Source organism: Vibrio sp. MMG023 (assembly GCF_021654215.1).
In the GTDB taxonomy this organism is placed as follows: domain Bacteria; phylum Pseudomonadota; class Gammaproteobacteria; order Enterobacterales; family Vibrionaceae; genus Vibrio; species Vibrio jasicida.
Map to the genome: position 1 here is coordinate 296,175 of NZ_JAKFZP010000003.1, position 26,330 is coordinate 322,504.

General features: G+C 44.4%; 21 protein-coding genes. 11 read left to right on the plus strand and 10 right to left on the minus strand.

The window, feature by feature from the left end; all coding sequences use genetic code 11:
• Positions 1-2 precede the first annotated feature (2 nt).
• Positions 3-1,247, plus strand: a complete 1,245-nt coding sequence (lolE, locus tag L1076_RS11050; RefSeq protein WP_237303609.1) for a lipoprotein-releasing ABC transporter permease subunit LolE — start codon at positions 3-5, stop codon at positions 1,245-1,247.
• A gap of 199 nt (positions 1,248-1,446) precedes the next feature.
• On the opposite strand, the gene L1076_RS11055 is transcribed toward lolE, so the two are convergent.
• Complete coding sequence (locus L1076_RS11055; protein WP_005431694.1) at positions 1,447-1,956, minus strand: DUF2062 domain-containing protein; 510 nt, start codon at positions 1,954-1,956, stop codon at positions 1,447-1,449.
• Positions 1,957-1,964: 8 nt separating this feature from the next.
• On the opposite strand from L1076_RS11055, the gene L1076_RS11060 reads away from it, so the two are divergent.
• Genes L1076_RS11060 through kdsB form a run of 5 tightly spaced genes read left to right on the plus strand, consistent with a single transcriptional unit; the run spans position 1,965 to position 7,931 of the window.
• Complete coding sequence (locus tag L1076_RS11060) at positions 1,965-4,223, plus strand: DNA internalization-related competence protein ComEC/Rec2 (RefSeq protein WP_237303610.1); 2,259 nt, start codon at positions 1,965-1,967, stop codon at positions 4,221-4,223.
• Positions 4,224-4,254: 31 nt separating this feature from the next.
• Positions 4,255-6,003, plus strand: coding sequence for a lipid A ABC transporter ATP-binding protein/permease MsbA (gene msbA / locus L1076_RS11065; protein WP_038866683.1), 1,749 nt, complete (start codon positions 4,255-4,257; stop codon positions 6,001-6,003).
• Between the two features lie 5 nt (positions 6,004-6,008).
• Positions 6,009-7,016 (plus strand): tetraacyldisaccharide 4'-kinase, encoded by a 1,008-nt coding sequence (gene lpxK / locus L1076_RS11070; RefSeq protein ID WP_237303611.1) that lies wholly within the window; start codon positions 6,009-6,011, stop codon positions 7,014-7,016.
• Complete coding sequence (locus tag L1076_RS11075; RefSeq protein WP_005378451.1) at positions 6,997-7,176, plus strand: Trm112 family protein; 180 nt, start codon at positions 6,997-6,999, stop codon at positions 7,174-7,176. The genes lpxK and L1076_RS11075 overlap by 20 nt, the downstream gene beginning before the upstream one ends.
• Entirely contained in the window at positions 7,176-7,931 is a 756-nt protein-coding gene (kdsB, locus tag L1076_RS11080) for a 3-deoxy-manno-octulosonate cytidylyltransferase (RefSeq protein WP_038875929.1), read from the plus strand. The genes L1076_RS11075 and kdsB overlap by 1 nt, the downstream gene beginning before the upstream one ends.
• An 81-nt stretch (positions 7,932-8,012) precedes the next feature.
• Here the strand turns inward: kdsB and L1076_RS11085 are convergent, their stop codons facing one another.
• The 9 genes from L1076_RS11085 to L1076_RS11125 all read right to left on the minus strand — a co-directional run bounded on the left by L1076_RS11085 (position 8,013) and on the right by L1076_RS11125 (position 20,989).
• Entirely contained in the window at positions 8,013-9,572 is a 1,560-nt protein-coding gene (locus tag L1076_RS11085) for a SpoVR family protein (RefSeq protein ID WP_038866687.1), read from the minus strand.
• Between the two features lie 11 nt (positions 9,573-9,583).
• Positions 9,584-10,855, minus strand: a complete 1,272-nt coding sequence (locus tag L1076_RS11090) for a YeaH/YhbH family protein (protein WP_038866690.1) — start codon at positions 10,853-10,855, stop codon at positions 9,584-9,586.
• Positions 10,856-10,900: 45 nt separating this feature from the next.
• The gene (locus tag L1076_RS11095) at positions 10,901-12,835 is read right to left on the minus strand and encodes a PrkA family serine protein kinase (protein ID WP_038867152.1); all 1,935 of its coding nucleotides are present in this window, start codon (positions 12,833-12,835) and stop codon (positions 10,901-10,903) included.
• 488 nt (positions 12,836-13,323) lie between these two features.
• Entirely contained in the window at positions 13,324-13,824 is a 501-nt protein-coding gene (locus L1076_RS11100; RefSeq protein ID WP_038866692.1) for a YfbU family protein, read from the minus strand.
• 158 nt (positions 13,825-13,982) lie between these two features.
• Positions 13,983-14,648 (minus strand): energy-coupling factor ABC transporter permease, encoded by a 666-nt coding sequence (locus L1076_RS11105; protein ID WP_237303612.1) that lies wholly within the window; start codon positions 14,646-14,648, stop codon positions 13,983-13,985.
• 195 nt (positions 14,649-14,843) lie between these two features.
• Positions 14,844-15,584, minus strand: a complete 741-nt coding sequence (gene pflA / locus L1076_RS11110) for a pyruvate formate lyase 1-activating protein (protein WP_038866696.1) — start codon at positions 15,582-15,584, stop codon at positions 14,844-14,846.
• A gap of 144 nt (positions 15,585-15,728) precedes the next feature.
• Positions 15,729-16,706, minus strand: coding sequence for a lipid A deacylase LpxR family protein (locus L1076_RS11115; RefSeq protein WP_038866698.1), 978 nt, complete (start codon positions 16,704-16,706; stop codon positions 15,729-15,731).
• Between the two features lie 152 nt (positions 16,707-16,858).
• Entirely contained in the window at positions 16,859-19,135 is a 2,277-nt protein-coding gene (gene pflB, locus L1076_RS11120; RefSeq protein ID WP_038866700.1) for a formate C-acetyltransferase, read from the minus strand.
• Positions 19,136-19,441: 306 nt separating this feature from the next.
• Positions 19,442-20,989, minus strand: coding sequence for a DUF3360 family protein (locus L1076_RS11125; RefSeq protein ID WP_038866702.1), 1,548 nt, complete (start codon positions 20,987-20,989; stop codon positions 19,442-19,444).
• Positions 20,990-21,446: 457 nt separating this feature from the next.
• On the opposite strand from L1076_RS11125, the gene L1076_RS11130 reads away from it, so the two are divergent.
• The 5 genes from L1076_RS11130 (at position 21,447) to L1076_RS11150 (ending at position 26,282) form a co-directional block, all read left to right on the plus strand.
• A complete protein-coding gene (locus tag L1076_RS11130) occupies positions 21,447-22,919 on the plus strand; it encodes a 54K polar flagellar sheath protein A (RefSeq protein ID WP_104034439.1) in 1,473 nt (490 codons plus the stop codon).
• A gap of 234 nt (positions 22,920-23,153) precedes the next feature.
• Positions 23,154-23,924 (plus strand): ABC transporter ATP-binding protein, encoded by a 771-nt coding sequence (locus tag L1076_RS11135; RefSeq protein WP_038866706.1) that lies wholly within the window; start codon positions 23,154-23,156, stop codon positions 23,922-23,924.
• 84 nt (positions 23,925-24,008) lie between these two features.
• Positions 24,009-24,779 (plus strand): ABC transporter substrate-binding protein, encoded by a 771-nt coding sequence (locus L1076_RS11140; protein ID WP_038866708.1) that lies wholly within the window; start codon positions 24,009-24,011, stop codon positions 24,777-24,779.
• 81 nt (positions 24,780-24,860) lie between these two features.
• Positions 24,861-25,601: an ABC transporter permease gene (locus tag L1076_RS11145; protein ID WP_038866711.1), complete on the plus strand. Its 741-nt coding sequence runs from the start codon at positions 24,861-24,863 to the stop codon at positions 25,599-25,601.
• 3 nt (positions 25,602-25,604) lie between these two features.
• On the plus strand, positions 25,605-26,282 hold the full coding sequence (locus tag L1076_RS11150; protein ID WP_039976251.1) for an ABC transporter permease: 678 nt from the start codon (positions 25,605-25,607) through the stop codon (positions 26,280-26,282).
• Positions 26,283-26,330 lie beyond the last annotated feature (48 nt).

The following is a 26,330-nucleotide window of genomic DNA, read 5'->3' on the forward strand; positions in this document are numbered from 1 at the left end:
TTTTGTTTTCATCTCTAGCACTGATGATCGGTGGCCGATTCAGTCGCGCTAAAAAGCGTAACAAAATGGTGTCGTTCATTTCGCTTTCTTCCACGATTGGTATTGCGGTTGGCGTTGCGGTTATCATTATTGGTCTTTCAGCAATGAATGGTTTTGAACGTGAGCTGCAATCGCGCGTGTTATCAGTTATTCCGCATGGTGAGTTAGAAGGGGTCAATGGACCACTGCACAATTACACCAAAACCATGAATCAGGCATTGAGTCATGAACATGTTGTCGCGGCGGCGCCTTATGTTCGCTTTACTGGTTTGGCGGAAAAAGGTAGCAAGCTTAAAGCCGTTGAAGTACGAGGTGTCGATCCGGCTTTTGAGCAGGCCGTATCAAGCATGTCTGATTTTATTGATCCCCAAGCATGGCAGAATTTTTATGCTGGTCAGCAGCAAGTCATTCTGGGGCGTGGAGTTGCCAACGAATTAAATGTTGAGGTTGGTGACTACGTTACGTTAATGATTCCGCAAACGGGAAGCACCAGCAAAGTTCAAGCACCAAAACGTGTGCGAGTCAAAGTCTCAGGTTTTTTAACGCTTAACGGCCAGATCGATCATTCACTCGCTCTGGTTCCATTAAAAGATGCACAGGCGTATGCACGTTTAGGCGATGGTGTTACAGGGATTTCATTGAAGACAGATGAGGTACTTAATGCACCTTCGATCGTGCGTGAAGTCGGTAGTCTGATTGATGTGTATGTCTACCTCAAGAGCTGGCAACAACAATTTGGTTTCTTGTATCGCGACATCCAACTGGTTCGCACCATTATGTACTTGGTGATGGTTCTGGTGATTGGTGTTGCAAGCTTCAACATCGTTTCTACATTGATGATGGCTGTAAAAGATCGCGCTGCAGAAATTGCGATATTACGCACCATGGGCGCAAAAGATGGGCTAATTAAACGTATCTTTGTATGGCAAGGTGTGTTCTCGGGCGTATTCGGAAGTATTGCAGGCAGTATTGTTGGTGTGTTTGTCGCGCTAAACTTAACCCCCATCATTAAAGCGTTAGAGAGTTTAATCGGACATCAGTTCTTATCGGGTGACATCTACTTTGTTGACTTCTTACCTTCCCAGTTGCATTGGCCTGATGTGGCTTTGGTTTCGGGAACGGCAATCATGTTGAGCTTGTTAGCAACTTGGTACCCTGCTTCTCGCGCAGCGAAGCTCAATCCTGCTGCGGTATTGAGTTCCAAGTAATCGAAAGAAAGACTTTAGCCGCCGCTCTCAAGCGGCAGGCACAAAAAAGGACCGAATCTCGGTCCTTTCTTTTATCTATGTTCAGCTTATCTCTGTCATGGCTCGGTAGACTTCATACTTGAGTTACAGCGCCTTTCATGTCGAACGTTAACTGTTCTCCATTCGATGCTCTACAACCTGCTAATTGAAGAATAAGTACTTATCTTATCTTACGTTTTTGCCAGCTTCTCACGACTGAGTAACGCCAAAGCCCCCGAATACCAAAATAGCCAATGATGGCTGATACAACGCCGCATATTGCGCAGCCTAGTAGGAACGGTGGTCCAATAGTGTTCATTTGTTGCATGATGAATTCCCACGACAACTCAAAATGGAATGGCTGTGGAGGAACGTGCATAACCAAAGCGCCAAGTTTGTACGCAAAGTAGAACAGAACTGGCATCGTGATAGGGTTGCTGATCCATACCAATGCAACAGAAAGCGGTAAGTTAACGCCAAGCATGATGGCGAGACCTGCGGCCATGATCATCTGACTCGGAAGCGGAACAAACGCCATAAATAAGCCAACAGCAAAAGCACCAGATGCAGAGCGACGGTTTAAACACCACAAGTTTGGGTTGTATAACACGTTGCCGAAGACCTTTAGTGCTTTTTGGCGTTTGATCATTTCATGATCTGGCATGAAGCGTTTTATCAGCTTTCTAGGCATAGGACGACATGACTCTCTTAGAAAAAAGTTGGACCTTGGCATTATTTGTCGCGAGCGTTATTTCGTCTGCATGGTGGCCGACGATGCCAGATTGGCGATGGTTGCTGCTGGGAATAATTGCCATTGGCTCAATAATCAAATTACGTCGAGGCTTAATTAGCATAGGCGTAATTTCGGGCTGTATGGTTGTTATTGTCCACGGCAATGTTATGGAACATCAAAGACAAGCCCTGTTTCAAGCAGGGGTGAATATTACCATAATTGGTAAAGTTGACAGCCCTTTTACGCAAATAAGTCACGGATATGAAGGAATTGCGGTGGTTCGCGGGGTGAATTCTCAAAACCTGTTACCTTTTCTTAAACCGAAAATCCGTCTGATAACCCCTTTCCCACTGCCTGTTAACAGTGACTTTACTACTCAAGTTTCACTTAAACCCATTCTAGGGTTGAGAAATGAAGCGGGTTTTGATTCTGAGCAACAAGCCATTGGGCAGGGAATTGTTGCAAGGGCAACGTCGTCACGTAATGCCAAGTGGCAGATTCGTTCTTCTTACTCTGTTCGTCAGCAAATCATTCAGTCGGTTTCTGGAAGCATCTCGCGCCTCAAACATTATCCACTCATCAATGCGCTCGCCTTTAGTGACCGCTCACTTTTAACGTATCAAGATTGGCAGCAGCTACGGGATAGTGGGTTATTGCACCTGGTCTCTATTTCCGGTTTGCATATTGGGATGGCATTCAGTTTTGGTATTTTCGCCGGGGTTGCACTTCGGTACGTTTTTTTCAATCTCCAGCTGTTACCACCTATCATTGGGATTATCACCGCGTTTTTGTACGCTTGGCTTGCAGATTTTTCTTTGCCGACGATAAGAGCTTTTTTTGTCTGTGTTATTTATGTGTCATTAAAGTTTTGGCTGGTGTATTGGAGCGCTTGGCGTGTATTGCTGTTAGCAGTCGCTATTCAGCTTTGCATTGAACCTTTTGCTTCCCTTAGTCTGAGTTTTTGGTTGTCGTATCTCTCTGTTGTTGCGGTACTGCTTGCGGTGAATGCCGTTCAGAGCCACAAGGGGGATTGGAAGGACAAGTTGATCTTGTTGTTGAAAGTACAGTTAGTACTTACTTTGTTGATCGTGCCGATCAGTGGGTATTTCTTCTCTGGCACCAGTCTAACCTCAATTATTTATAACCTAGTATTTATACCTTGGTTTGGGATGATTGTGGTTCCTCTGATGTTTCTTGCACTCATGTTTTCGCTTTGCTCTTATTTCATTTCGGCGTGGTTTTGGCAAGGCATGGACTGGGCGCTATGGCCATTGAGTTGGTCTTTACCCTTTGCCACAGGGAGTTGGCAGTTTCTCAGTTTGAAAGCAACGCTTCTTGTCGGTGTGGCAAGTGCTTGTCTTTTGCTTGGTCGCTTTTTTCGGGCGAACGGACTGCTTTTATTACTTTTGGTCACGACTTGTGTGGTGTTCTTTCATGATTCAACTAGAGACCGATGGCGAGTGGATGTTCTCGATGTTGGGCATGGGCTTGCAGTATTAATCGAAAAAGGCGGCAAGGTATTGCTTTATGACACAGGGAAAGGATGGGGGAGCGGTAGCATTGCTGAGCAGGTTATCGCCCCGACTTTGCATCGTCGAGGTTACGGTTCCATCAATGGGTTCATCATTAGCCATGCGGACTCTGACCATGCAGGAGGTCGTCAATACATCGAAAGTGCTTTTAATCCGACCTATAAGTTCAGCAGCCAGAATTACACTGACTACAGAGCGTGCGTTGCTGGGGAGTACTGGTCGTGGCAATCCTTGAATATGGAAGTGTTGTGGCCACCGAAGTTGGTTCAGCGTGCCTACAATCCCCACTCTTGTGTGATTAGGATAGTCGACTCTCAATCTGGTTTCCGTCTGCTGCTGACGGGAGATATTGAAGCCATAAGTGAATGGATACTCATGCGTGAGCCTGAGAAACTAGAAAGTGATGTGATGTTGGTTCCTCACCATGGCAGCAAGAGTTCTTCGAACCCCCAATTTGTTCAAGCCGTTTCCCCCAAATTAGCCATTGCTTCTCTCGCAAAAAGTAATCAATGGGGGATGCCTGCTGAAAATGTTGTATCAGCTTATGAAGAGAGCAAAGCGCTTTGGTTAGACACAGGCAGTGATGGTCAAGTATCGGTGTTTATTGAGCAAGACAATTGGCACTTCGAAGTTAAACGAAGTGAGACATTTGACCCTTGGTATAGGCAGATGCTGCGTAAGGGAGTAGAATAAGAGTCTTAATGTAAGAAAATAAAGCACTTCTATGTCGATAAATACTGATGAAACGACCTGGCAGACGTTTAAGCGTCTATGGCAATTTATTCGCCTTTATAAGGCCGGTTTGATCGTTGCTGTCATTGCATTAGTCGTTAATGCTGTTTCAGATACCTACATGATTTCCCTGCTTAAACCACTTCTTGATGAAGGTTTTGGCAATGCAGAGTCAGACTTTCTACGCACACTCCCATTAATTGTTTTCGCCATGATGTTTATTCGTGGTGTGAGTGGGTTTGTCTCGACCTATTGTTTGAGCTGGGTTTCCGGCAACGTCGTGATGCAAATTCGACGAATGGTGTTCAACCACTTTATGCATATGCCTGTTTCTTATTTTGATAAAGAAAAAACAGGCAACTTATTGTCACGTATCACTTACGACTCAGAGCAAGTATCTGCTGCAACTAGCCAAGCATTGGTCAGTATCGTTCGTGAGGGTGCAAGTATCATTGGCTTGTTGGTTTTGATGTTCTACAACAGCTGGCAATTGTCTTTGGTACTGTTTGCTGTTGCTCCTGTTGTTGCTTGGGGTATTGGTATCGTTTCTAAACGATTCAGAAAAATTTCAAAGAACATGCAAACCATGATGGGTCATGTGACGGCTTCCGCGGAGCAAATGCTGAAAGGTCATAAAGTCGTACTGAGTTATGGTGGTCAAGACATCGAAGGCAAACGCTTCGAGAAAGTCAGCAATCAGATGCGCCAGCAAAGCATGAAGCTAGTGACAGCTCAAGCAGCTGCGAACCCGATCATTCAAATGATTGCATCTATTGCGATTGTTGTCGTGCTTTACCTTGCTAGTATCGACTCAATTAAAGACCAGTTGACTCCGGGTACATTTACGGTTGTATTCTCTGCGATGTTTGGTTTGATGCGTCCATTGAAAGCTCTGACGAATGTTACGTCACAGTTCCAACGCGGTATGGCGGCAAGCCAAACCTTGTTTGCACTGGTCGATCTAGAACCAGAAAAGAACGAAGGTAAATTCAAAGTAGAGCGTGCGCAAGGCGATGTAACTGTCAAAGATGTCAGCTTTACTTATGAAGGTGCAGAGAAACCAGCGCTTGAGAATGTCAGTTTTGACATTCCAAAAGGTAAGACGGTTGCTCTCGTTGGGCGCTCAGGTTCAGGAAAGAGTACCATTGCTAATTTGTTCAACCGTTTCTATGACGTAAGCAGTGGTTCAATTACGCTTGATGGTCATGACATTCGTGATTATGAGCTTAAGAATCTTCGTGAGCAGTTTGCGCTTGTTTCGCAAAACGTACATTTGTTCAACGACACGATTGCAAACAACATTGCTTACGCGACAGAAGAACAATACTCACGTGAAGACATTGAGCGTGCAGCCAAACTGGCTCATGCGATGGAGTTCATTGGTAAAATGGACGGTGGCTTAGACGCGATGATTGGCGAAAATGGTGCGAGTTTGTCAGGTGGCCAGCGCCAGCGTGTCGCAATTGCACGTGCACTTCTACGTGATGCACCTGTGCTGGTACTTGATGAGGCAACGTCAGCTCTGGATACGGAATCGGAACGTGCTATTCAATCGGCGCTGGATGAACTGCAAAAAGACAAGACGGTACTGGTGATTGCTCACCGTTTGTCGACCATCGAAAACGCTGATGAAATCCTTGTAGTCGATGAAGGCGCTATCGTTGAGCGTGGTAGTCATGCTGATTTGATCGCTAAAGATGGCGCTTATGCCCAGCTTCATCGAATTCAATTTGGTGCCTAAGCGCTGTGATTGAAAAGATCTGGTTCGAAAACCATCCGCTTAAATACTTGCTATGGCCGCTTTTGTGGCCATTAAGCTTGCTGTTTGGTGCGATAAGCCAATCGAAACGCCGTCAATACCAAGTCGGCAAGAAAGAAGCCTACAAAGCACGCGTGCCTGTTGTGGTCGTTGGTAACATTACCGCTGGTGGCAATGGTAAAACGCCAGTGGTAGTGTGGCTGGTGGAGCAATTGCAACTACTGGGTTATAAACCCGGAGTGGTATCGCGTGGTTATGGCGCAAAAGCACCTCAGTATCCGCTTGTTCTTGATGATAATACACCAGCGAAACACTGTGGTGATGAGCCTAAGCTAATTCATCGTCGTACTGGTGCGCCAGTAGCCGTAGACCCGATTCGTGCTAATGCGGTGAAAGCATTGCTTGAAACTGGCGTTGACATCATTATTACTGACGACGGCCTCCAGCATTACGCTTTAGAGCGAGATATCGAGTTCGTTATCGTTGATGGTAATCGCCGCTTTGGCAATGAAAGCCTTATTCCACTTGGCCCACTACGTGAAGGGGTAGAGCGTCTTGCTGAAGTCGACTTTATCATCACTAATGGTGGTCAAGCTCAGCATGGCGAAATGCCAATGTCTTTAGCGCCATCAAAGGCGATCAATTTGAAGACGAAGCAGCACGTGGATGTGAGTGAGTTGAAAGACTTAGTCGCATTTGCTGGTATTGGGTATCCACCTCGTTTTTTTAATACACTTAACGCAATGAATGCGGATGTCAAAGTCACGAAAGGGTTTGCCGATCATCAGGACTTTGACCAACAAGAATTAGATGCATTGGCTCAACAAGGAGCGAATGTGATTATGACAGAAAAAGATGCCGTTAAATGCGACCGCTATGCGCAAGACAATTGGTGGTATCTTCCTGTTTCTGCTCAGTTTGAACAACATGATGCAGAACGAATTTTAAATCGAATAAAAGAGGTTAAAGCGACTTATGGATCACCGTCTGCTTGAGATTGTAGCTTGCCCTGTGTGCAAAGGTAAGCTGACGTACGATAAAGATAATCAAGAGTTGATCTGCAAATTAGATCGCCTTGCTTACCCAATCAAAGAGGGTATTCCTGTTCTCCTTGAACCAGAAGCAAGAACCATGAGCATGGACGAGGGACGCTAATGTCTTTTACGGTTGTCATTCCTGCGCGTTACGCATCAAGCCGCTTACCGGGTAAGCCGTTGGCAGACATTGGTGGTAAACCAATGATCCAATGGGTTTATGAGCAAGCGTTACAAGCGGGTGCTGAAGACGTGATTATTGCGACTGACGATGAGCGCGTATCGGCGGCTGCAGAGCAGTTTGGTGGCAAGGTTTGTATGACCTCGCCAAACCATGAATCTGGCACTGAGCGACTAGCAGAAGTGGTAGAAAAAATGGCAATTCCTGCAGACCACATTGTGGTTAATGTTCAGGGTGATGAACCATTGATTCCGCCGTCTATTATTCGCCAAGTGGCTGATAACCTAGCAGGTTGCGATGCACCAATGGCAACGCTTGCGGTTGAAATCGAATCGGAAGAAGAAGTCTTTAACCCAAATGCGGTAAAAGTAGTAGCGGACGAGCGTGGTTACGCTATGTACTTTAGTCGTGCGACGATCCCTTGGGATCGTGACAACTTTGCCAAGCAAGACAAAACTATCGTAAATCCATTAATGCGTCACATCGGCATCTACGCTTACCGTGCTGGCTTCATCAATACTTATGTGAATTGGCAGCCAAGTGCACTTGAGCAAATCGAGTGCCTGGAGCAACTTCGTGTGCTTTGGTACGGTGAAAAGATTCATGTTGCGGTTGCAAAAGAAGCGCCAGCAGCAGGTGTGGATACGCAAGCCGACCTTGAAGCGGTAAGAAAAATTATTGCAAAGCAAGCTTAGTACACCGCACTGACTGATTTAGATAGATAAAGGCTCCTAAGTTAGGAGCCTTTTCTTTTATTCATTAGTAGAAAGGGAGTTCTAGATATTTGTGTCGTACTGATTGCGTTTCGGACAGGTAGAGAGAATCTCTCGGTGTCCGGTATCTTTTACTTCCTCCAAAATCACATCGAAGCCCCATAAGCGATAAACATGTTTCAACACCTCTTCATAACTGTTATCCAATGGAATTCGGTTATGAGGGACGTATTGAAGTGTTAACGAACGATCGCCTCTCACATCCACGTTAAATACCTGAATGTTTGGCTCTAGATTGGCTAAGTTATATTGTGCGGCTAGCGCCTCTCGGATGCGTTTGTAACCCATCTCATCGTGAATGGCGGCAACCTCAACGAAGTTCTTACGATCATCATCATTAATGGCGAAAAGTTTAAAATCTCGCATTAGCTTTGGTGACAAGTATTGGCTGATAAAACTTTCATCTTTGAAGTTATGCATCGCAAAGTGAAGCGTGTCTAACCAATCGGCTCCGGCAATTTCTGGGAACCACTCTTTATCCTCATCGGTTGGCTCTTCACAGATACGTTTTATGTCTCTGAACATCGCAAAGCCAAGCGCATAGGGGTTAATGCCGCTAAAGTACGGACTGTTATAAGCAGGTTGAGCAACAACGCTGGTGTGACTATGTAGAAATTCGAGAATAAACTTCTCTGACACTAAGCCTTCATCGTAAAGGTGATTCAGAATCGTGTAGTGCCAAAATGTTGCCCACCCTTCATTCATAACTTGGGTTTGTTTCTGAGGGTAAAAGTACTGGCTGACTTTACGGACAATTCGGACGATTTCACGCTGCCAAGGCTCCAGCAATGGCGCATGTTTTTCGAAGAAATAAAGCAGGTTTTCCTGTGGCTCACTTGGGAAACGAATCTTGATATCTTCTTCTTTAGTTTTTGCCTGTGGAACGGTACGCCAAAGTTCGTTCACTTGAGATTGAAGATAGGCTTCGCGCTCTTCTTGACGTGCTTTCTCTTCATTAATAGAGATTTTTTCGGGACGCTTATAGCGGTCTACACCGAAGTTCATTAATGCATGGCATGAGTCAAGTAGTTGCTCAACTTCATGCACCCCGTATCGCTCTTCACATTCCGCAATGTAGTTCTTCGCAAACAAGAGATAGTCAATGATCGAGCTGGCGTCGGTCCACGTTTGGAACAGATAATTGCCCTTGAAGAACGAGTTGTGTCCATAACAAGCGTGAGCGATAACAAGCGCCTGCATCGTGATGGTGTTCTCTTCCATCAAATAAGCGATACATGGGTTGGAGTTAATCACGATCTCGTAAGCCAAGCCCATTTGACCGTGTTTGTAGTTTTGCTCAGTTTGGATGAACTTTTTGCCAAACGACCAATGATTGTAGTTGATGGGCATACCGATACTTGAGTATGCATCCATCATTTGTTCGGAGGTAATCACCTCGATTTGGTTTGGGTAAGTGTCGAGGCGATAATGCTCCGCGACACGCTTAATTTCTTTGTGATAACGCTCCAACAATTCAAACGTCCAGTCTGGGCCGTCTGGAAGCATATTTTCTCTGCGCTTCTTCGAAGCTTCCCCCGAAAGGTTTTTCGTTGCGGTATTCATCGCTAGCCTCCTTACGCCGTTTCTTTTTGGAATAGTTCACGGAAGACTGGGAAGATATCCTCCACAGAGCGGATGTTTTTCATGGCAAAGTTTGGGAAGGCTTCAGCAAGCTTCTCGTATTCATGCCATAGCGTTTGGTGTGAGCGTCGGGTGATCTCAATGTATGAATAGTACTGACAGTTAGGAAGCAGTTTATTCACTAGGAGTTCACGGCAACGCGGAGAATCGTCAGCCCAATTATCCCCATCGGATGCCTGTGCGGCGTAGATGTTCCATTGGCCTACAGGATAGCGGTCTTGCACGATTTCGTTCATTAGCTTGAGAGCGCTCGACACAATTGTTCCACCCGTTTCTTGCGAGTAGAAGAACTCATGTTCATCGACCTCTTTTGCTTGAGTATGGTGACGAATGAATACGACCTCTACATTTTCGTAGGTGCGCGTCAAGAACAGGTATAAAAGAACATAGAAGCGTTTTGCGATATCTTTGGTGGCTTGGTCCATAGAACCTGAAACGTCCATCAGACAAAACATGACCGCTTGGCTCGATGGCACAGGGCGCTTCTCATAGTTCTTGAAACGTAAGTCGAAGGTATCAATGAAGGGCACGCTTTCGATTTTCTTGCGCAGATCCTCAATTTCCTTCTTCAGACGATTTTCCTCGAGCTGCTGAGCTGGCTCGATGTTTTTGATGCGAGTAAGCTCATCCTCTAGTTCATTAAGAAGACGCTTTTTACCTGCTGTCATTGCGGTACGTCGAGCAAGTGATTGCTGCAACGAACGCACAATGGCAATGTTGGACGGAATGCCTGCAGTTTGGTAACCCGCACGATGGGTCTTCCATTCAGTTATTTTAGCAATCTGATTTTTTTCAAGATTGGGTAACTCCAAATCCTCGAACAAGATATCGAGATATTCATCTTTGGATATCTGGAAAACAAACTCGTCTTGGCCTTCGCCATCAGGACTCGCATTGCCTTCTCCTGCGCCACCACCTTGACCTCCACCTTTCGGGCGCTCGATTTTGTCACCAGTAATAAATTGGTCGTTGCCAGGGTGCACACGCTCACGTACGCCCCCTTTACCCTGATGAAACATAGGTTCGTTGATGTCTTTGTGCGGTATTGCAACGTCTTCGCCCGTTTCCGTGTTTGTGATCGAGCGTCGATTCACTGCGTCAGCTACCGACTCTTTAATCTGCTCTTTATGGCGTTTCAAGAAGCGCTGTCGATTAACAGCGCTCTTGTTTTTACCATTGAGCCTTCGGTCTATAAATTGCGCCATGAAATAGCCCTCTTCATGTTTCACAAGCGACCTAACTCAAACTGGTTAGGATGACTTACGTACTCGTAGGTACCACTCAGAAAGTAGGCGAACCTGTTTCTCGGTATAGCCTTTTTCCATCATGCGAGCGACAAAGTCGTCGTGTTTCTTCTGATCTTCAGAAGACGTTTTCGCATTGAATGAAATAACCGGAAGTAGCTCTTCGGTATTGGAGAACATTTTCTTCTCGATTACCGTGCGCAGTTTTTCGTAGCTGGTCCAAACTGGGTTCAGGCCATTGTTATTGGCTTTCGCACGAAGCACAAAGTTGACGATTTCGTTTCGGAAATCTTTCGGGTTTGAAATGCCAGCGGTTTTCTCGATCTTCTCTAGTTCAGCATTCAGAGAGGCACGGTCAAACAGCTGACCTGTTTCTGGATCGCGGTATTCTTGATCTTGAATCCAGAAATCTGCGTAAGTCACGTAGCGGTCAAAGATGTTCTGGCCATATTCAGAATAAGACTCTAGGTAGGCCGTTTGTACTTCTTTGCCGATGAACTCGACGTAACGTGGTACAAGGTAACCCTTCAAGAACTCGAGGTACTTTTCTGCCATTTCAGAAGGGAACTGCTCACGCTCAACTTGCTGCTCAATCACGTAGAATAGGTGGACAGGGTTTGCCGCTACTTCGGTTTGGTCGAAGTTAAACACACGCGATAGAATCTTGAACGCGAAACGGGTGGAAAGACCGTTCATACCTTCATCGACACCGGCAAAGTCGCGGTACTCTTGGTAACTCTTCGCTTTCGGATCGGTATCTTTCAGTGTTTCACCATCGTAGACACGCATCTTCGAGAAAATGGACGAGTTCTCAGGCTCTTTGAGTCGAGACAGAATACTGAACTGTGCCAAAGTTTCGAGTGTGCTTGGTGAGCAAGGTGCTTTAGAAAGTTCACTGTTTTCAAGTAGTTTCTGGTAGATCTTCACTTCTTCCGATACACGTAAACAGTAAGGGACTTTCACTATGTATACACGGTCTAAGAATGCTTCGTTGTTCTTGTTATTACGGAACGTTTGCCACTCTGATTCATTTGAGTGGGCCAAAATCATGCCGTCGAATGGGATAGCAGATAACCCTTCCGTACCGTTAAAGTTACCTTCTTGAGTTGCCGTCAAGAGAGGGTGTAGCACCTTGATTGGCGCTTTGAACATCTCCACAAATTCCATCAAGCCTTGGTTTGCTTTACATAGCGCGCCGGAGTAGCTGTAGGCATCTGGATCATCTTGTGAAAAGTGTTCAAGCTGGCGAATATCAACTTTACCAACCAATGATGAGATGTCTTGGTTGTTTTCATCGCCGGGTTCAGTCTTCGCAATTGCAACTTGGTCTAGAATAGAAGGACGTACCTTAAGCACCTTGAACTTGGTGATATCACCGCCAAACTCGTGCAGACGTTTTGCAGCCCAAGGTGACATGATAGAGCGTAGGTAGCGATGCTCAATACCGTATTCTTTCTTAAGGATTTCGCCGTCTTCCGAAGCATTAAATAAGCAGAAAGGATGATCATTTACGGGGCTGCGCTCACCATTGGCGCTGAGCACGTAAACCGGCATTTTTTCCATCAGTGCTTTTAACTTCTCAGCCAGTGATGATTTACCACCACCTACTGGGCCAAGAAGGTAAAGAATTTGTTTTCGTTCTTCCAAACCTTGCGCGGCGTGTTTGAGATAAGACACGATCTGTTCGATAGCGTCTTCCATGCCGTAGAAGTCTTTGAAGGTTTCGTAACGAGAGATCACTCGGTTTGAGAAGATGCGGCTCAGTCTTGGATCTTGCGCAGTATCAATGACTTCTGGTTCCCCAATCGCTATGAGAAGTCGTTCTGCTGCATTGGCATAAGCGCTTTTATCGTCCTTGCACAGGGCTAAGAAATCCTGCAACGACATCTCTTCATCTTTTGAAGCTTCATATCTTGATTGATAGTGGTCGAAAATACTCATGTCGCTTTCCCCTTTAATAGTCAGTCTACCGACGAACGTTGACGCAGGCTTACCCACCTTTGATATGTCCTTCGTTGTATGAACTTATACGCCCTGTTATCGCATTTGGTTTGTACCGAACCCCAGTTAGGTCATGCCAAAGGCTTTGCTTTATGGACAATTTTTCACTGCAACGGAGGACGGTGGATAGGTACCTTTCAATCACTCCCTTTCTCATTTTAAGCCTAGTCGGGGATTTCCAATTTTGCTTAACAATTATGAATTTATTGCAAAAGTGACATTTGAATCACTGTTTAATGAGAGAAGAATTTGTGTTGTGAATGACAGTATAAGAAATCAATTATTTGGCGATAAATCGTCGATATCAGTGAATTCTAGGTGGTGTTTGGGAAAGCGTAGAGAAAGCTGACAGGTGAGATTTGATAAAATCGTGACAGGGGAGATGAAAAAAGGAGAGCGTTTACTCTCCTTTTCAAATGCTTAGTGCGTTATGCACTGAAAATTTGCGCCAATTCGTTTGCACACAAATGGTACTGACGAGGGCAGTTGCGCCATGTTTTCAACATGCGCTGGTATTTTTCCTGCATTGGCATTTGGCTGTTGAAGTGGTGATCAGCCTTATCAAATTGCGGATATAGACCTTCAGAATCCACAAGGAAACGAACGTAATGCACTTGTTGGGCTTCTGTTGCGATATCAAAACCAAGGAATTGCAGACGGCGTTGATCGACTTTGCTGCGCTCTTCGTCATCCAGCATCTTGTTGGATTCTTGCATCGCATGGTACATCTCCATGATGTCGATGATTTCACGACATTCAGATTCAGTAATGCAGCCAAAATCTTTGTTCAGTTCGCGCATTTGCAGCTCGTAACCACGTTCTACGATGGTCTGTAGACGCTTGTATTTTGCTGCGCTGCTAGGGTCCATCTGAGACATTAGGTTGTACTGGTTTGATAAGATCAAACGTTGAGCGTTTGACATTTCCATGATGACCTCACTAAATAATCTAATACATTTTTAATGTGCTTAGGTTAACGTTTCAGACGTTACTGAAACATGATCTCAACACATATTTAATATGAAAAATGGCAAGAATTATCAAATTTAGCCAGTTTACAAACAGCGTATGAATGCGTTGTGACATGCTATTTGTGGTAGTGGTTGTATATGTAATCTCGATCCGAGAATACTCTTAACCATTCTGGTTTGAATACGGTTAGGACCGCCAATGACATCCCATTAAGAAGCCCCTCGGGGAAAGCGAGTAATGGCACAAAAACAAAGTAGTTGTGCTGGATGGTTTGCCAGTCGTAATGACCGACTGATAGATGATAAACCGAGTTAATGAGTAGGTGTAAGCTACCGGTTAGTGCTCCATTGAAGAATCCCGCCACAAAAATGAAGACAAAAATATTGCGTGGCAAATATTGATAGCTGAGTAGAAAAACGAGGTAGCTTATTAGTATTGGTACCAGTGCAGAAAGTACGAGCGCACTTGGCAGCATTAATAGAGGAATACCGTGAATCAAGTGATTGATGATCATGACAGGGATACAGAGCAGAAAAGCCATTCTCCAGCCGAACATCATGGTTAGCGTTGTCAAAGCAAGAAAGTGGATTTGCAACCCTTCTTTCACACCGGCCTGTGCAGACCACAAAATGCTAAGCAAGAAGAGCGTTGCGAAGATCAAATGTTGAAATGGTTTTTCTTGTTCCATTTTAGGCCAAACGACTGATCGCCAATCGGGTAGGCAGTGCATGATTACAACCCAACCAACAATAATGACCGATACGAAATTAAACCAATCCATGTTTGATATCCTGACTTTTGATTCCTTACGAGCTTTACTTACCGTTTTAAGTGTGTAGTAGGTTTGTATACGTTTAATGTGTCGAGGATAGGGCACCAAATGTTTTGATTTGTTTGGTACTCTCGACGGTAATATGAGTAAAAAAATACCAGCGAATTGCTGGTATTTTTAATTGATTCAATAACCTAATATGACTTAGTATTTCACATTTGGATGGTATTGGGAAAGGATCGATTGGATTTCATCCATCGTTTCTTTCGATGGAGGGTTTACACCATCTAATGGGTAATCAAGCCCTAATGCTTCCCATTTATGCGCACCAAGTTTGTGGTACGGAAGAAGTTCCACTTTCTCAATGTTGTCCATATCTTTGATGAATTCACCAAGCATATGTGCCGCTTCAGGTTCATCTGTATAGCCCGGAACAACCACGTAGCGGATCCACGTTTTTTGACCGATTTTATGTAGATAGCGAGCGAAGTCTAAAACTCGACGGTTCGAAACGCCGATGAAATCTTGGTGAATTTCGTCTTTCATGTGCTTAAGGTCAAGCATTACAAGGTCTGTCGCTTCAAGCACTTCATCGATAACATCGGTATGTTTACGGATGTAACCATTGGTATCAAGACAAGTGTGAATACCTTCCGCTTGAGCTGCGCGGAAGAAGTCTCGCACAAATTCTGGTTGAAGCATCGCTTCGCCACCAGAACAAGTAATGCCACCACCTGATGCATTCATGAAATGACGGTAGGTTTTTGCTTCAGCAATAATTTCTTCAACCGTCACTTCTTTGCCGTCATGCGTATCCCAAGTATCGCGGTTATGGCAATACTTACAACGCATTAAACAACCTTGCAAGAAGACGATAAATCGAATACCGGGTCCGTCTACGGTACCACATGACTCAAACGAGTGAATACGACCAGCTGTTGACATCTTTTGCTCTCATTTTTTAATAAATTCTACCCGTTATTTTATTACAAATTGCAGGGTTAAAACAGTCTTGGAGAGGGACGTTGGCGAGATATTAAGCAAAGAAAGCGGCGAATGAAAACTCACACGCCGCACAGGGACTTATATTTAGAAGAACGCAAACAGTGACAGAGAGCCTGTACCATAAACATCAGTTTGTGCTTCTTCATAATCCGGTGTTTTAACGGTAAAGGTTAAGCTCGCGCCGTAGTTTCGGTTATACCAAGCTGCACCAGCAACCGCACTTGCTTGCCAGTTTTGTAACGTAACATCGTATTGATCGGATGGCTCAGGAATGCCTGAACGATCGCCTTCGATGGTAATGTCGTTAAAGCGGTAACGTCCTTCAAAGCCGGTGAACAAGAACCAACTGGATGTACTTTGCGCTAGCATACTCGCGTGGAATGGGCTTTCAACACTGATGTTTGCCGCACCGATACTGTTCGCTAAGTTGGTACCCCAACGGAACATGACACCTTGAGATACATCACTACGGAAGTTACCTGCGTTGATGTCGTTTACGTTAGTAATTTCCCATTGTGTGCTTTTACCTTCGCTGCGCATCAGTTTGTTGAATGCTCGGTAACCAACACTGAATGCGACTTCGTCATCAATTTGGTATTCCCAACCTTGTGGGTCGGTTGAGCCAGTGATGCCGTGAACGATATCTTGGGCTTTATCTGATAGTGAGCTTTCACCTGTTGCTCCGATAGTAAAATTGTATCGAACGGCTTGGTCTGCTGTGATCGAGATATAGTTGATTTCGGTATGTAGGTAGCCTGCGTAAGGACGATCATTAACAAGAGGGTAGTCGGCTTCAATATCACTCGGCGTCCACATTTTGTGGCCTAGTACAAGTTCTACTTTATCGACGTTGGCTTGCCCATTACCGTTTAAACTGAACCATTTCCATTCGCTGTCTTCACGCAGTTTATCGGTCGCGTAAGAAAGGAAAATACCGTTGGTGTAGTCTTGGTCGACACCAAATATGCCATCGTTATCTAAAGTGAAAGAGACGGTAGATTTTGTTGATGCAATCGCAGCAGGCGACAACAAGGCAAGGATAAATAATTTACTGAGTTTCATATACTTCGTTTGCTAGCGTTTTCGGCATCATACGTAAGATCGAGAACAAAGTCTTAGGCAATGTCACAACTTTAGTTCAAGACACAAAAAAAGGCCGATGCTTTACAGCATCGGCCTCTATTTTATCACTCAAAGTGCTAATTCAATCAGTCTTATAGAGACTCAGTGAATGTACGTGCGATTACGTCAGCTTGTTGCTCTGCAGTTAGAGAGTTGAAGCGTACAGCGTAACCAGATACACGGATTGTTAGCTGAGGGTATTTCTCTGGGTGCTTAACAGCGTCTTCTAGAGTTTCGCGGTTAAGTACGTTCACGTTAAGGTGTTGACCACCTTCAATGCCAGCTTCGTGGTGGAAGTAACCATCCATCAGACCTGCTAGGTTAGCACGTTGGCTAACTTCTTCTTTACCTAGTGCGTTTGGCACGATAGAGAAGGTGTAAGAGATACCATCTTTTGCATCAGCAAACGGTAGTTTACCTACAGATGTTAGAGATGCTACCGCACCTTTCTCATCACGGCCGTGCATTGGGTTAGCACCAGGTGCAAAAGGAGCGCCTGCTTTACGACCATCTGGTGTAGTACCAGTTTTCTTACCGTATACCACGTTTGAAGTGATAGTAAGAATAGACTGAGTTGGGATTGCATCACGGTAAGTCTTAAGCTTACGGATTTTAGCCATGAAGTTAGAAACAAGTTCACATGCCATATCATCAACACGTGCATCGTTGTTACCAAATTTAGGGTAATCGCCTTCGATTTCGAAGTCGATTGCAATGCCATCTTCGTCACGGATTGGTTTAACTTTACCGTATTTGATTGCAGATAGAGAGTCAGCTGCAACAGAAAGACCAGCGATACCACAAGCCATAGTACGACGAACGTCACGATCATGAAGAGCCATTAGAGCTGCTTCGTAGCTGTATTTGTCGTGTGAGTAGTGGATAGCGTTTAGTGCAGTTACGTACTGCTTAGCTAGCCAATCCATTAGGTTGTCTAGGCCAGCCCAAACTTTGTCGAAGTCTAGAACTTCGTCAGTCATTGGTGCAGTCTTAGGACCCACTTGCATTTTAAGCTTCTCATCTACACCGCCGTTGATAACGTAAAGTAGAGTTTTCGCTAGGTTTGCACGAGCGCCGAAGAATTGCATATGCTTACCGATAACCATTGGCGATACACAACAAGCGATAGCGTAGTCATCGTTGTCGAAATCTGGACGCATTAGGTCGTCGTTTTCGTACTGGATAGAAGAAGTATCGATAGATACTTTCGCACAGAACTTCTTGAAGCCGTCAGGTAGCTGCTCAGACCAAAGTACAGTGATGTTTGGCTCTGGAGAAGGACCCATTGTGTATAGTGTGTTTAGGAAACGGAAGTTAGTACGTGTAACTAGTGTACGACCGTCAACACCCATACCACCCATAGATTCTGTTGCCCAGATTGGGTCGCCAGAGAATAGCTCATCGTACTCAGGAGTACGTAGGAAGCGAACCATACGTAGTTTCATTACGAAGTGGTCGATCATTTCCTGAGCTTGTTCTTCAGTGATGATGCCAGCTGCGATGTCACGCTCAACGTATACGTCAAGGAAAGTCGAAGTGCGACCTAGAGACATTGCTGCGCCGTTTTGAGATTTAACAGCAGCTAGGTAGCCGAAGTAAGTCCATTGGATAGCTTCTTGAGCTGTAGTCGCAGGAGCAGAAATGTCGTAGCCGTAAGATGCTGCCATTTCTTTCATTTGACCTAGTGCACGGTGCTGTTCTTGAATCTCTTCACGAAGTTGCATCGTCATTTGTAGATCTTCACCAGACTCTAGCTTCTCTTGAGTAGAGTGGAATTGAGCTACTTTGTCTTTGATTAGGAAATCTACACCGTATAGAGCTACACGACGGTAGTCACCGATGATACGACCACGACCGTATGCATCTGGAAGACCAGTTAGAACACCAGACTTACGACATTTTAGGATGTCAGGAGAGTAAACATCGAAAACACCTTGGTTGTGTGTTTTGCGGTACTCAGAGTAGATTTTAGAAACTTGTGGATCAAGCGTACGGCCGTATGCTTTACAAGAACCTTCGATCATACGTACGCCGCCGTTAGGCATGATTGCACGCTTAAGCGGAGCTTCAGTTTGTAGGCCTACGATAGTTTCTAGGTCTTTGTTAATGTAACCAGCATCATGTGAAGTGATGGTAGAGATAACAGAAGTATCGAAATCAACAGGTGCGTGAGTCGCGTTTTCCTGCTTGATACCTTCCATTACTTTAGCCCAAAGCTTGTTAGTCGCTTCAGTACCTTCAGAAACTAGGAAAGATTCGTCGCCTTCGTACGGAGTGTAGTTCTTCTGAATGAAATCACGAACGTTTACTTCGTTTTGCCAGTCGCCTGCAGCAAAACCTTCCCAAGCTTTAGCAAATTGCTCTGCCATGACATACCTACCTTTGTAGTAGAAAAAAATACGTACTGGTTCGCCGTTGAGCCAGCTATCTCCACTTCCACATGGAGAACAGTACACTCTTAATGAATAACAATATTTATAGTCTTAAATAAGAAGAATAGGGCGATAAAACTATAAATATTGTCACTGTTACTAATGTGGGTTCTTCCCAACCACAATTCAAGGCTACACTAAAAAATTTTTGCAAACCTTAAACTAAATCAATAAATACTAAAAAATAGCGATAAAAATGGGGTAGCGACGAGCGCTACCCACACAATTTTTGAACGAATGTCATTATAGCCAAGCTTTAATGCCATATTGTCCTTCTAGCATACCAACTGCAAGCATAGCGACTAAACAGACGACAAGTACACCTACAGGGATCACAATCTTATCTACAAATGACAGACGTGATGCACGCTCTTTGTCACCAATCAGACCGTTGTTGTCTAGAAGCATAGTCAATGCCCAAGCCAGTACTGGGTTAACTACCGCAGAACCGAAGATACAGATACCTGCTGCTTGAGAGTCTTTAGAGTCTTTCACCATCTGCATACCTGCTTCAAGTAGAGGTAGAGATACACCTACTAGAAGAGCAACACGCATTACTGGTGGCCATACTGCTACATCCATTGGGAAGCCAAGAATCGCGACGATGATACATAGAGAGCCGAGCAGGATTGCACCGCCAGGGATAGGGCGTTTCGCAATTGCTGCTGGGATCATGTACGTACCCCAAGATGACGTAATGTTACCACCACCTACAGCAGTACCAACCATTTGACGAACCGAACACATAGTCATTGTGTCATCAACGTCCATCAGAACTTTTTCAGTCTTTTTAGGGTAGTTCAGTTCTTGGAAAATACGGTGACCAAGGAAGTCTGGAGACCACATAGCTACAGCAAGAATTGCAAACGGTAGTGAAGCAATGAAGTGTTCTACATTTGGTAGACCAAGCATCCAACCTTCTTCTGTGCTACCCCACCAGTAGATTGGGTTTAGGTTCGGAAGACCTGTTTCAGTAACGAATTTGATGTCGAAACCAGCACCAAGTACAAGTGCAATGACGAGACCCGTGAAAGCACATACTGGGATGGCTAGCCAACGTTTATTAACTTTAGCAAGGAAAGCATATAGACCGATAGTAACCGCGAGAACGATTAGGCCAATGTAGCCCATACTGCCTGCGGCAACCGTATCCGATTGCAAACCAACTGCCCAAGCTTGGATTGAGTTGATTTGGCTCATGGTACCTGTTAGGCCTAAGAAGATGAGTAGGCCTCCAGCTGTACCCTCTGAAGTGAGGTTTACGAGTTTTGAGCCACCTTTTAGTAAGCTCAAAATCAAACCAAACACACCGATTAGGATTGCCAATGCAAGAGGATGGGCACCCGCAAGAGCGATGGTACCAATAAGAGGGATCATTGGACCGTGGTTACCTGCTAGGTTGGCTTTAGGGTTAATAAAGCCAGAAGCAAGAATACAGAAAAGGAGTGCAGGGATTAGCATTTCTACACGAGCAACTTCGATAGCAAAATCTTTGCCTAAGTTAACGTGGTCCCATGCAGCAGTAAGACCTTCAGCCCAAGACATCATTACCGCAGAGTACATTGCGATAATACCGATCGTACCAGCAAGCGCTGGAACAAGGTCTTCAAGCTCAAAGCGGAAGTCACGACCTGGCAAGTTTAAGCCAAAACGGCGTGGCTTCATGATTTGTAGTTCGTGGTCTAGGTAGTCTGAACGGCTTGCGAACTCAGATGATGGACGATGAAGCTCGCGGTAGCTTTTAGTCTCGATATCCGAATCAGAGTGCGCTTTATTCACTGCGTCTGACATAGATTCCTCATATATTTAAAAGTTATGAATTCTAAATTGAATTGTGTTTTTCCGCTTCCTGCGGCACTTCCTATGCTAGCTATTATTAGATTTTGTTGCACGAATACTACGTGCCTAAGCATAGCTAATAACTCATTGTGTTGAGGCACAAAAAATTCCTCATCATTGTGGCGGAGTCTAGCAAGATAGCCCTTTGGGGTGATTGATTTAGATCACTTTAAGAATAGATGTGAAAGAAAACTACAGAAAGTGTCTGGCATGCGAATGACTTGGTTGTTTAGTGTGTAATTCGATTACACAAGTTGCATAAAATTAGACGTTATTTTGCAGAAATAATGTCCAATGCGATTTATTTACGTCATTCATGAATTGTATATAAAGCTGGCTTCATTCTTGCTTAGTACCGAGCAGAGACGATTTTTTGGCTAATCATTGCCGCTCAGTTTAGGAAGAAGACATGAAACAGCTTAAAGTACTGCCGCTAGTGGCAATTATTTCGGGATTAATGGTCGGTTGTGGCGGCGGTGGCGGCGGTGGCGGCGGTTCATCGAAAACAACATTTACGTTTGATTTTGCGATCCCTGCGACACTGTCTGAGAGCGATGCTAAGGCACAAAGCTGTACAATTTATGATCGAGATACTGATTCGAATGGTGACGCTACCGTTTTAACTTACAGTCATGCATCAAAAGCTCAGGTCACGAATAATGTTATCGGTTACTATTCTGATGCTGATGGCAAAATGGTTGGAGAAGTTATTAAACCAACCAGCGATAACTTCAAGTTTGTTTTAGAAGACATTCCTGAAGGTGGTTACATCACTATTCAAGCACTTGAATTCAATGGTCGAGAAGTTCGTGTAAATTCTTTCTCTCGCGAGTTTTTAGAAGATAAAGAGCTTCGCAATGTTACTTTCGCACTTAACCGTGAGTCGTTGAATAAGTGCTTTACAGGAAGTAACGTATCGGACAAAACGTTCAAAAACCTTTCATACCGAAACGCAGTATCTGGTGGTGGTGACTACCACTATGTATCACAAAAAGATGTCTTAGTATCTCCAAACAGTGATATGACTTCAGATGAAGAACTACTAGGTTTCAATGGAGAGCCTACCGCTTTATTCCAATATGAATCTGGCTCGGACAATAAATCATTATATCAATATGGTATCGGTTCTTGGGGTACTAATGATATTGACCTAGTTACGACAGATGTTGTTTCTAGTATTTACTCATCGTCTGGCTACAAGTATGACTCCTTGAATATTGGCTTTGTATCAAACGACTACTTATATGATGCCTTAGAGCTGGGTAATTCCGTTGATGAATATCGTCGACCTAGTGAAGCTAATAAAGAAGAATGGGTTTACCTAGCCGTTGCTGAAAGCGCTACAAATGGTTGGGATTCACTATTAACTGGCACTATTGATTCAAGCTGGGATATTGATGCTGATCCAAGTACATTCCTAAATATCAAAAACTTACCGAACTCAAAGCCTAGCGTGATATCTCAGAGCGGACGAGAGTCGGTGATTGATATTAATATGGGATTAACTAACTCTACAGAAGGTTTCACTCGTACCGCATATTTTGCGGCTTCAGGTGATTACAAAGTAACTCATCGTATTTTCACTAAGAGCAATAGTGATTATGTTGTAGTACCTGAGCTGGACTACTACAATTTTCCATCTTCCGCGATAAATGGTTTGAAAGTATCGGAAACGGACAACTTCAACCGTTCTGCAGTCATTCTTGATGGTAACAGCGATATTGACTCAGAAATGTTCATGAGCTTCTTCTCTAATGGTGAAGCATCGGAGCCTGAACTAGAAGCTGACCTAGACGGTATTCTAACTTCTGAAAAAGATGGAATGGAAAATGAAGTGACATTACGCACTTCGAATTCTCTCGTTGTGACACGTTTTAATTAACACTTTTGTATCTTAATGAGCCCCTCTCTTGAGGGGCTTTTTTATGTCGGTTATTCATCATTAAAAGAATATATTGCTAGAAAGTGCATATTCATTTGATTGTTGTATCTATCTATTCGATTTATTTAGGTTAATAATTTGTTGCAACTTCTCTTGGGTGGTGATAGTTTGTTCCAATTCAAAGAGGGCGGAGTCCCTTTAATTGCAGTGACTAAAACACAGGGAGTAGGGCGCATGAATGATGTACCAGCGCTAGATATTAAAGACCTGCACAAAACCTTCGGACAAAATGAAGTATTAAAGGGCATTTCACTTTCTGCCCATAAAGGCGATGTTATCTCCATCATTGGCTCTTCCGGTTCAGGTAAGAGTACCTTCCTAAGATGTATCAACTTATTAGAGACACCAACTGCGGGTGAAATTTGGGTAAACGGCGAACTTATCCAAATGAAGAACAACCGCGCAGGGGAGTCTGTCCCAGCAAATGAAAAGCAAGTTCAGCGTATTCGTTCACGTTTAGCTATGGTATTTCAGGGCTTTAACTTATGGTCGCATTTAACGGTTTTAGAAAATGTGATTGAAGCGCCCGTGCACGTACTTGGTGTACCTAAGGCGCAAGCGATTGAAAATGCGGAAGTACTGTTGAAGAAAGTTGGGTTATACGAACGCAAAGACTACTACCCAGGACACCTGTCCGGAGGTCAGCAACAACGCGCTGCAATCGCTCGTGCTTTGGCCGTTGATCCAGAGGTTATGTTGTTTGATGAACCTACCTCTGCACTTGACCCTGAACTCGTTGGTGAAGTGTTAGGGGTAATGAGAGACTTGGCCGAGGAAGGACGCACCATGTTAGTTGTCACGCATGAAATGGCTTTTGCGCGTGATGTATCTAACCATGTGATGTTTTTGCATCAAGGTTTAGTGGAAGAACAGGGAGATCCAGCTAAGCTTTTTACGAATCCAGATTCGGAGCGATTACAGCAATTTATCTCTTCTATCTACTAATATTTCTTTGGGTGGCAGCTTTTTGCCTCCTAAACAAGCACAACAAACAAAACCAAATAAAATAGCAATCACAGGAGTATGGAAATGAAAAAGTGGTTATTGGCAGCAACGCTTGCTGCAACAGCAGTGTCTGGTGTCGCCCAAGCGAAAGAATGGAAAACAGTTCGTTTTGGGATTGAGGGTGCTTATCCTCCGTTTAGCTGGACTGAAACGGATGGCTCCTTAAAGGGGTTCGATGTTGATATGGCGAATGCGCTTTGTGAAGAGATGCAAGTGAAGTGTCAAATCGTTGCTCAAGATTGGGATGGCATCATTCCTTCGTTACTTGCTCGTAAGTACGACGCGATCATTGCTGCAATGTCTATCACCGAAGAGCGTAAGAAGAAAGTCGACTTTACGGGTAAGTACGCACTCATTCCAAACAAATTCATTGCTAAAAAAGGTGCGGGTTTAGACTTCGACAACCTTGATGGTCAAAAAATTGCGGTACAACGCGCGACAACGCATGACAAGTATCTGACAGATAACTACGGCGATAAAGTTGAAATCGTACGTTACGGTTCGTTTGATGAAGCATACCTAGATCTTGCAAATGGCCGTGTCGCTGCAGTACTTGGTGATGCTTCAGCTCTTGAAGAAGGTGTACTAAACAAGGCGGGTGGTGAGGCTTACGAGTTTGTTGGTCCTTCTCTAACTGACCCAAAATGGTTTGGTGATGGCTTTGGGATTGCGGTTCGTAAGCAAGACAAAGATCTCACTAAAAAGTTAGATGCGGCAATCTTATCTCTGCGTGAAAAAGGTGTTTATCAAGAAATCGCAGGTAAGTACTTCAACTACGATGTTTACGGTAAATAAGCCGTAACTAAGCGGCCGTTGGCTTGTTCCTAGAAGTAACCAACGGCCGATTTTTTGAGTTTAGGGATTAGGAACTCACCTATGCTGGATTTACAAGGATATGAAGCCTCGATACTAAAAGGGGCTCTAGTAACCATCGAAGTCGCAATACTCTCATTGTTGCTTGCTGTCATTTTAGGCATGCTTGGGGCACTTGCGAAATTAGCGCCCTATAAATGGGCAAGAGCTATTGCAACACTCTACACCACCATTATTCGTGGCATTCCTGACTTAGTCTTGATGATGCTTATCTTCTTTGGTGGCCAAATTCTACTGAATAACAGCCTTTATTCGATCAATGAAACGCTCAACGAGTGGTTTACCGCAAGCAACCCTGAACATGAATGGACTGCTTACCTCCCTGATTACATCGATGTGAGCCCATTTATTGCTGGTGTACTGACCATCGGTTTTATCTTTGGTGCGTATATGGCGGAAACTTTCCGTGGTGCGATCATGGCCGTCGATAAAGGTGAGTTGGAAGCGGCAAAAGCCTACGGAATGAGTTCTTTTATGTCGTTTAGAAGAATTCTATTACCTCAAATGATTCGACACGCGTTACCCGGGTTTGGTAATAACTGGTTGGTATTACTCAAGACTACCGCTCTTGTTTCAATCATTGGATTGGAAGATATGGTACGTATTAGTTCACTTGCCGCTGGTACAACAAAGATGCCATTCACTTTTTACATGGCTGTCGCGATCATCTTCTTATTCTTCACCAGTGTATCAACCGGTCTACTTAAGCTTGTTGAACGCAAATTCAGTATTCATGCGAGGTAGATAATGGACTTTTCATTGATCATTGAAAGCTTCCCTGTCTACTTAGATGGATTGTGGACAACGGTATGGCTGGTGGCATTAGCTCTGGTGATCGGGCTCTGTGTATCGATTCCCTTAGCTATAGCGCGCAATAGCACGAATTACGCATTAAGTTTGCCGTCATGGGCGTTCATTTACTTTTTCCGCGGGACGCCGTTGTTGGTGCAGCTTTATCTCATTTACTACGGCATGGACCAATTCTTTCCTGTGAAAGACACACTTTGGGAACATGCTTGGTTCTGTGCCTTGGTGGCTTTCGTTCTTAATACTTCGGCTTACACGGCGGAAATTATTCGTGGTGCGATCAATGGTTTACCAAAGGGCGAAGTAGAAGCAGCAAAAGCATACGGCATGAGCAAGTTTATGACTTATCGTCGCATCATCTTGCCAAGCGCATTACGTCGTGCTTTACCTGCATATTCGAATGAAGTGATCTTTATGCTGCACGGCAGTGCGGTTGCAGGTATCATCACCATCATGGATCTAACCGGTGCCGCGCGTTTGGTGAACTCAAGGTACTACGCACCGTTTGAGTCTTTCTTGACGGCAGGCCTGTTCTATATGGTGTTGACGTTTATTATTCTTTGGTGCTTTAAAATTGCCGAGAAACGTTTCTTGGCGTATCTAAGACCATTGAGCTAGTACATGCCTATTGTTCGGATACGTAAAAGAAAGAGCGCCAATTGGCGC

What these genes read in the sequence shown, in the direction of transcription:
- L1076_RS11055 (WP_005431694.1), bottom strand. Translation starts at nt 1,956, where the DNA reads ATGCCTAGAAAGCTGATAAAACGCTTCATGCCAGATCATGAAATGATC.
- L1076_RS11060 (WP_237303610.1), top strand. Translation starts at nt 1,965, where the DNA reads ATGACTCTCTTAGAAAAAAGTTGGACCTTGGCATTATTTGTCGCGAGC.
- msbA (WP_038866683.1), top strand. Translation starts at nt 4,255, where the DNA reads ATGTCGATAAATACTGATGAAACGACCTGGCAGACGTTTAAGCGTCTA.
- L1076_RS11075 (WP_005378451.1), top strand. Translation starts at nt 6,997, where the DNA reads ATGGATCACCGTCTGCTTGAGATTGTAGCTTGCCCTGTGTGCAAAGGT.
- kdsB (WP_038875929.1), top strand. Translation starts at nt 7,176, where the DNA reads ATGTCTTTTACGGTTGTCATTCCTGCGCGTTACGCATCAAGCCGCTTA.
- L1076_RS11085 (WP_038866687.1), bottom strand. Translation starts at nt 9,572, where the DNA reads ATGAATACCGCAACGAAAAACCTTTCGGGGGAAGCTTCGAAGAAGCGC.
- L1076_RS11090 (WP_038866690.1), bottom strand. Translation starts at nt 10,855, where the DNA reads ATGGCGCAATTTATAGACCGAAGGCTCAATGGTAAAAACAAGAGCGCT.
- L1076_RS11095 (WP_038867152.1), bottom strand. Translation starts at nt 12,835, where the DNA reads ATGAGTATTTTCGACCACTATCAATCAAGATATGAAGCTTCAAAAGAT.
- L1076_RS11100 (WP_038866692.1), bottom strand. Translation starts at nt 13,824, where the DNA reads ATGGAAATGTCAAACGCTCAACGTTTGATCTTATCAAACCAGTACAAC.
- L1076_RS11105 (WP_237303612.1), bottom strand. Translation starts at nt 14,648, where the DNA reads ATGGATTGGTTTAATTTCGTATCGGTCATTATTGTTGGTTGGGTTGTA.
- pflA (WP_038866696.1), bottom strand. Translation starts at nt 15,584, where the DNA reads ATGTCAACAGCTGGTCGTATTCACTCGTTTGAGTCATGTGGTACCGTA.
- L1076_RS11115 (WP_038866698.1), bottom strand. Translation starts at nt 16,706, where the DNA reads ATGAAACTCAGTAAATTATTTATCCTTGCCTTGTTGTCGCCTGCTGCG.
- pflB (WP_038866700.1), bottom strand. Translation starts at nt 19,135, where the DNA reads ATGGCAGAGCAATTTGCTAAAGCTTGGGAAGGTTTTGCTGCAGGCGAC.
- L1076_RS11125 (WP_038866702.1), bottom strand. Translation starts at nt 20,989, where the DNA reads ATGTCAGACGCAGTGAATAAAGCGCACTCTGATTCGGATATCGAGACT.
- L1076_RS11130 (WP_104034439.1), top strand. Translation starts at nt 21,447, where the DNA reads ATGAAACAGCTTAAAGTACTGCCGCTAGTGGCAATTATTTCGGGATTA.
- L1076_RS11135 (WP_038866706.1), top strand. Translation starts at nt 23,154, where the DNA reads ATGAATGATGTACCAGCGCTAGATATTAAAGACCTGCACAAAACCTTC.
- L1076_RS11140 (WP_038866708.1), top strand. Translation starts at nt 24,009, where the DNA reads ATGAAAAAGTGGTTATTGGCAGCAACGCTTGCTGCAACAGCAGTGTCT.
- L1076_RS11145 (WP_038866711.1), top strand. Translation starts at nt 24,861, where the DNA reads ATGCTGGATTTACAAGGATATGAAGCCTCGATACTAAAAGGGGCTCTA.
- L1076_RS11150 (WP_039976251.1), top strand. Translation starts at nt 25,605, where the DNA reads ATGGACTTTTCATTGATCATTGAAAGCTTCCCTGTCTACTTAGATGGA.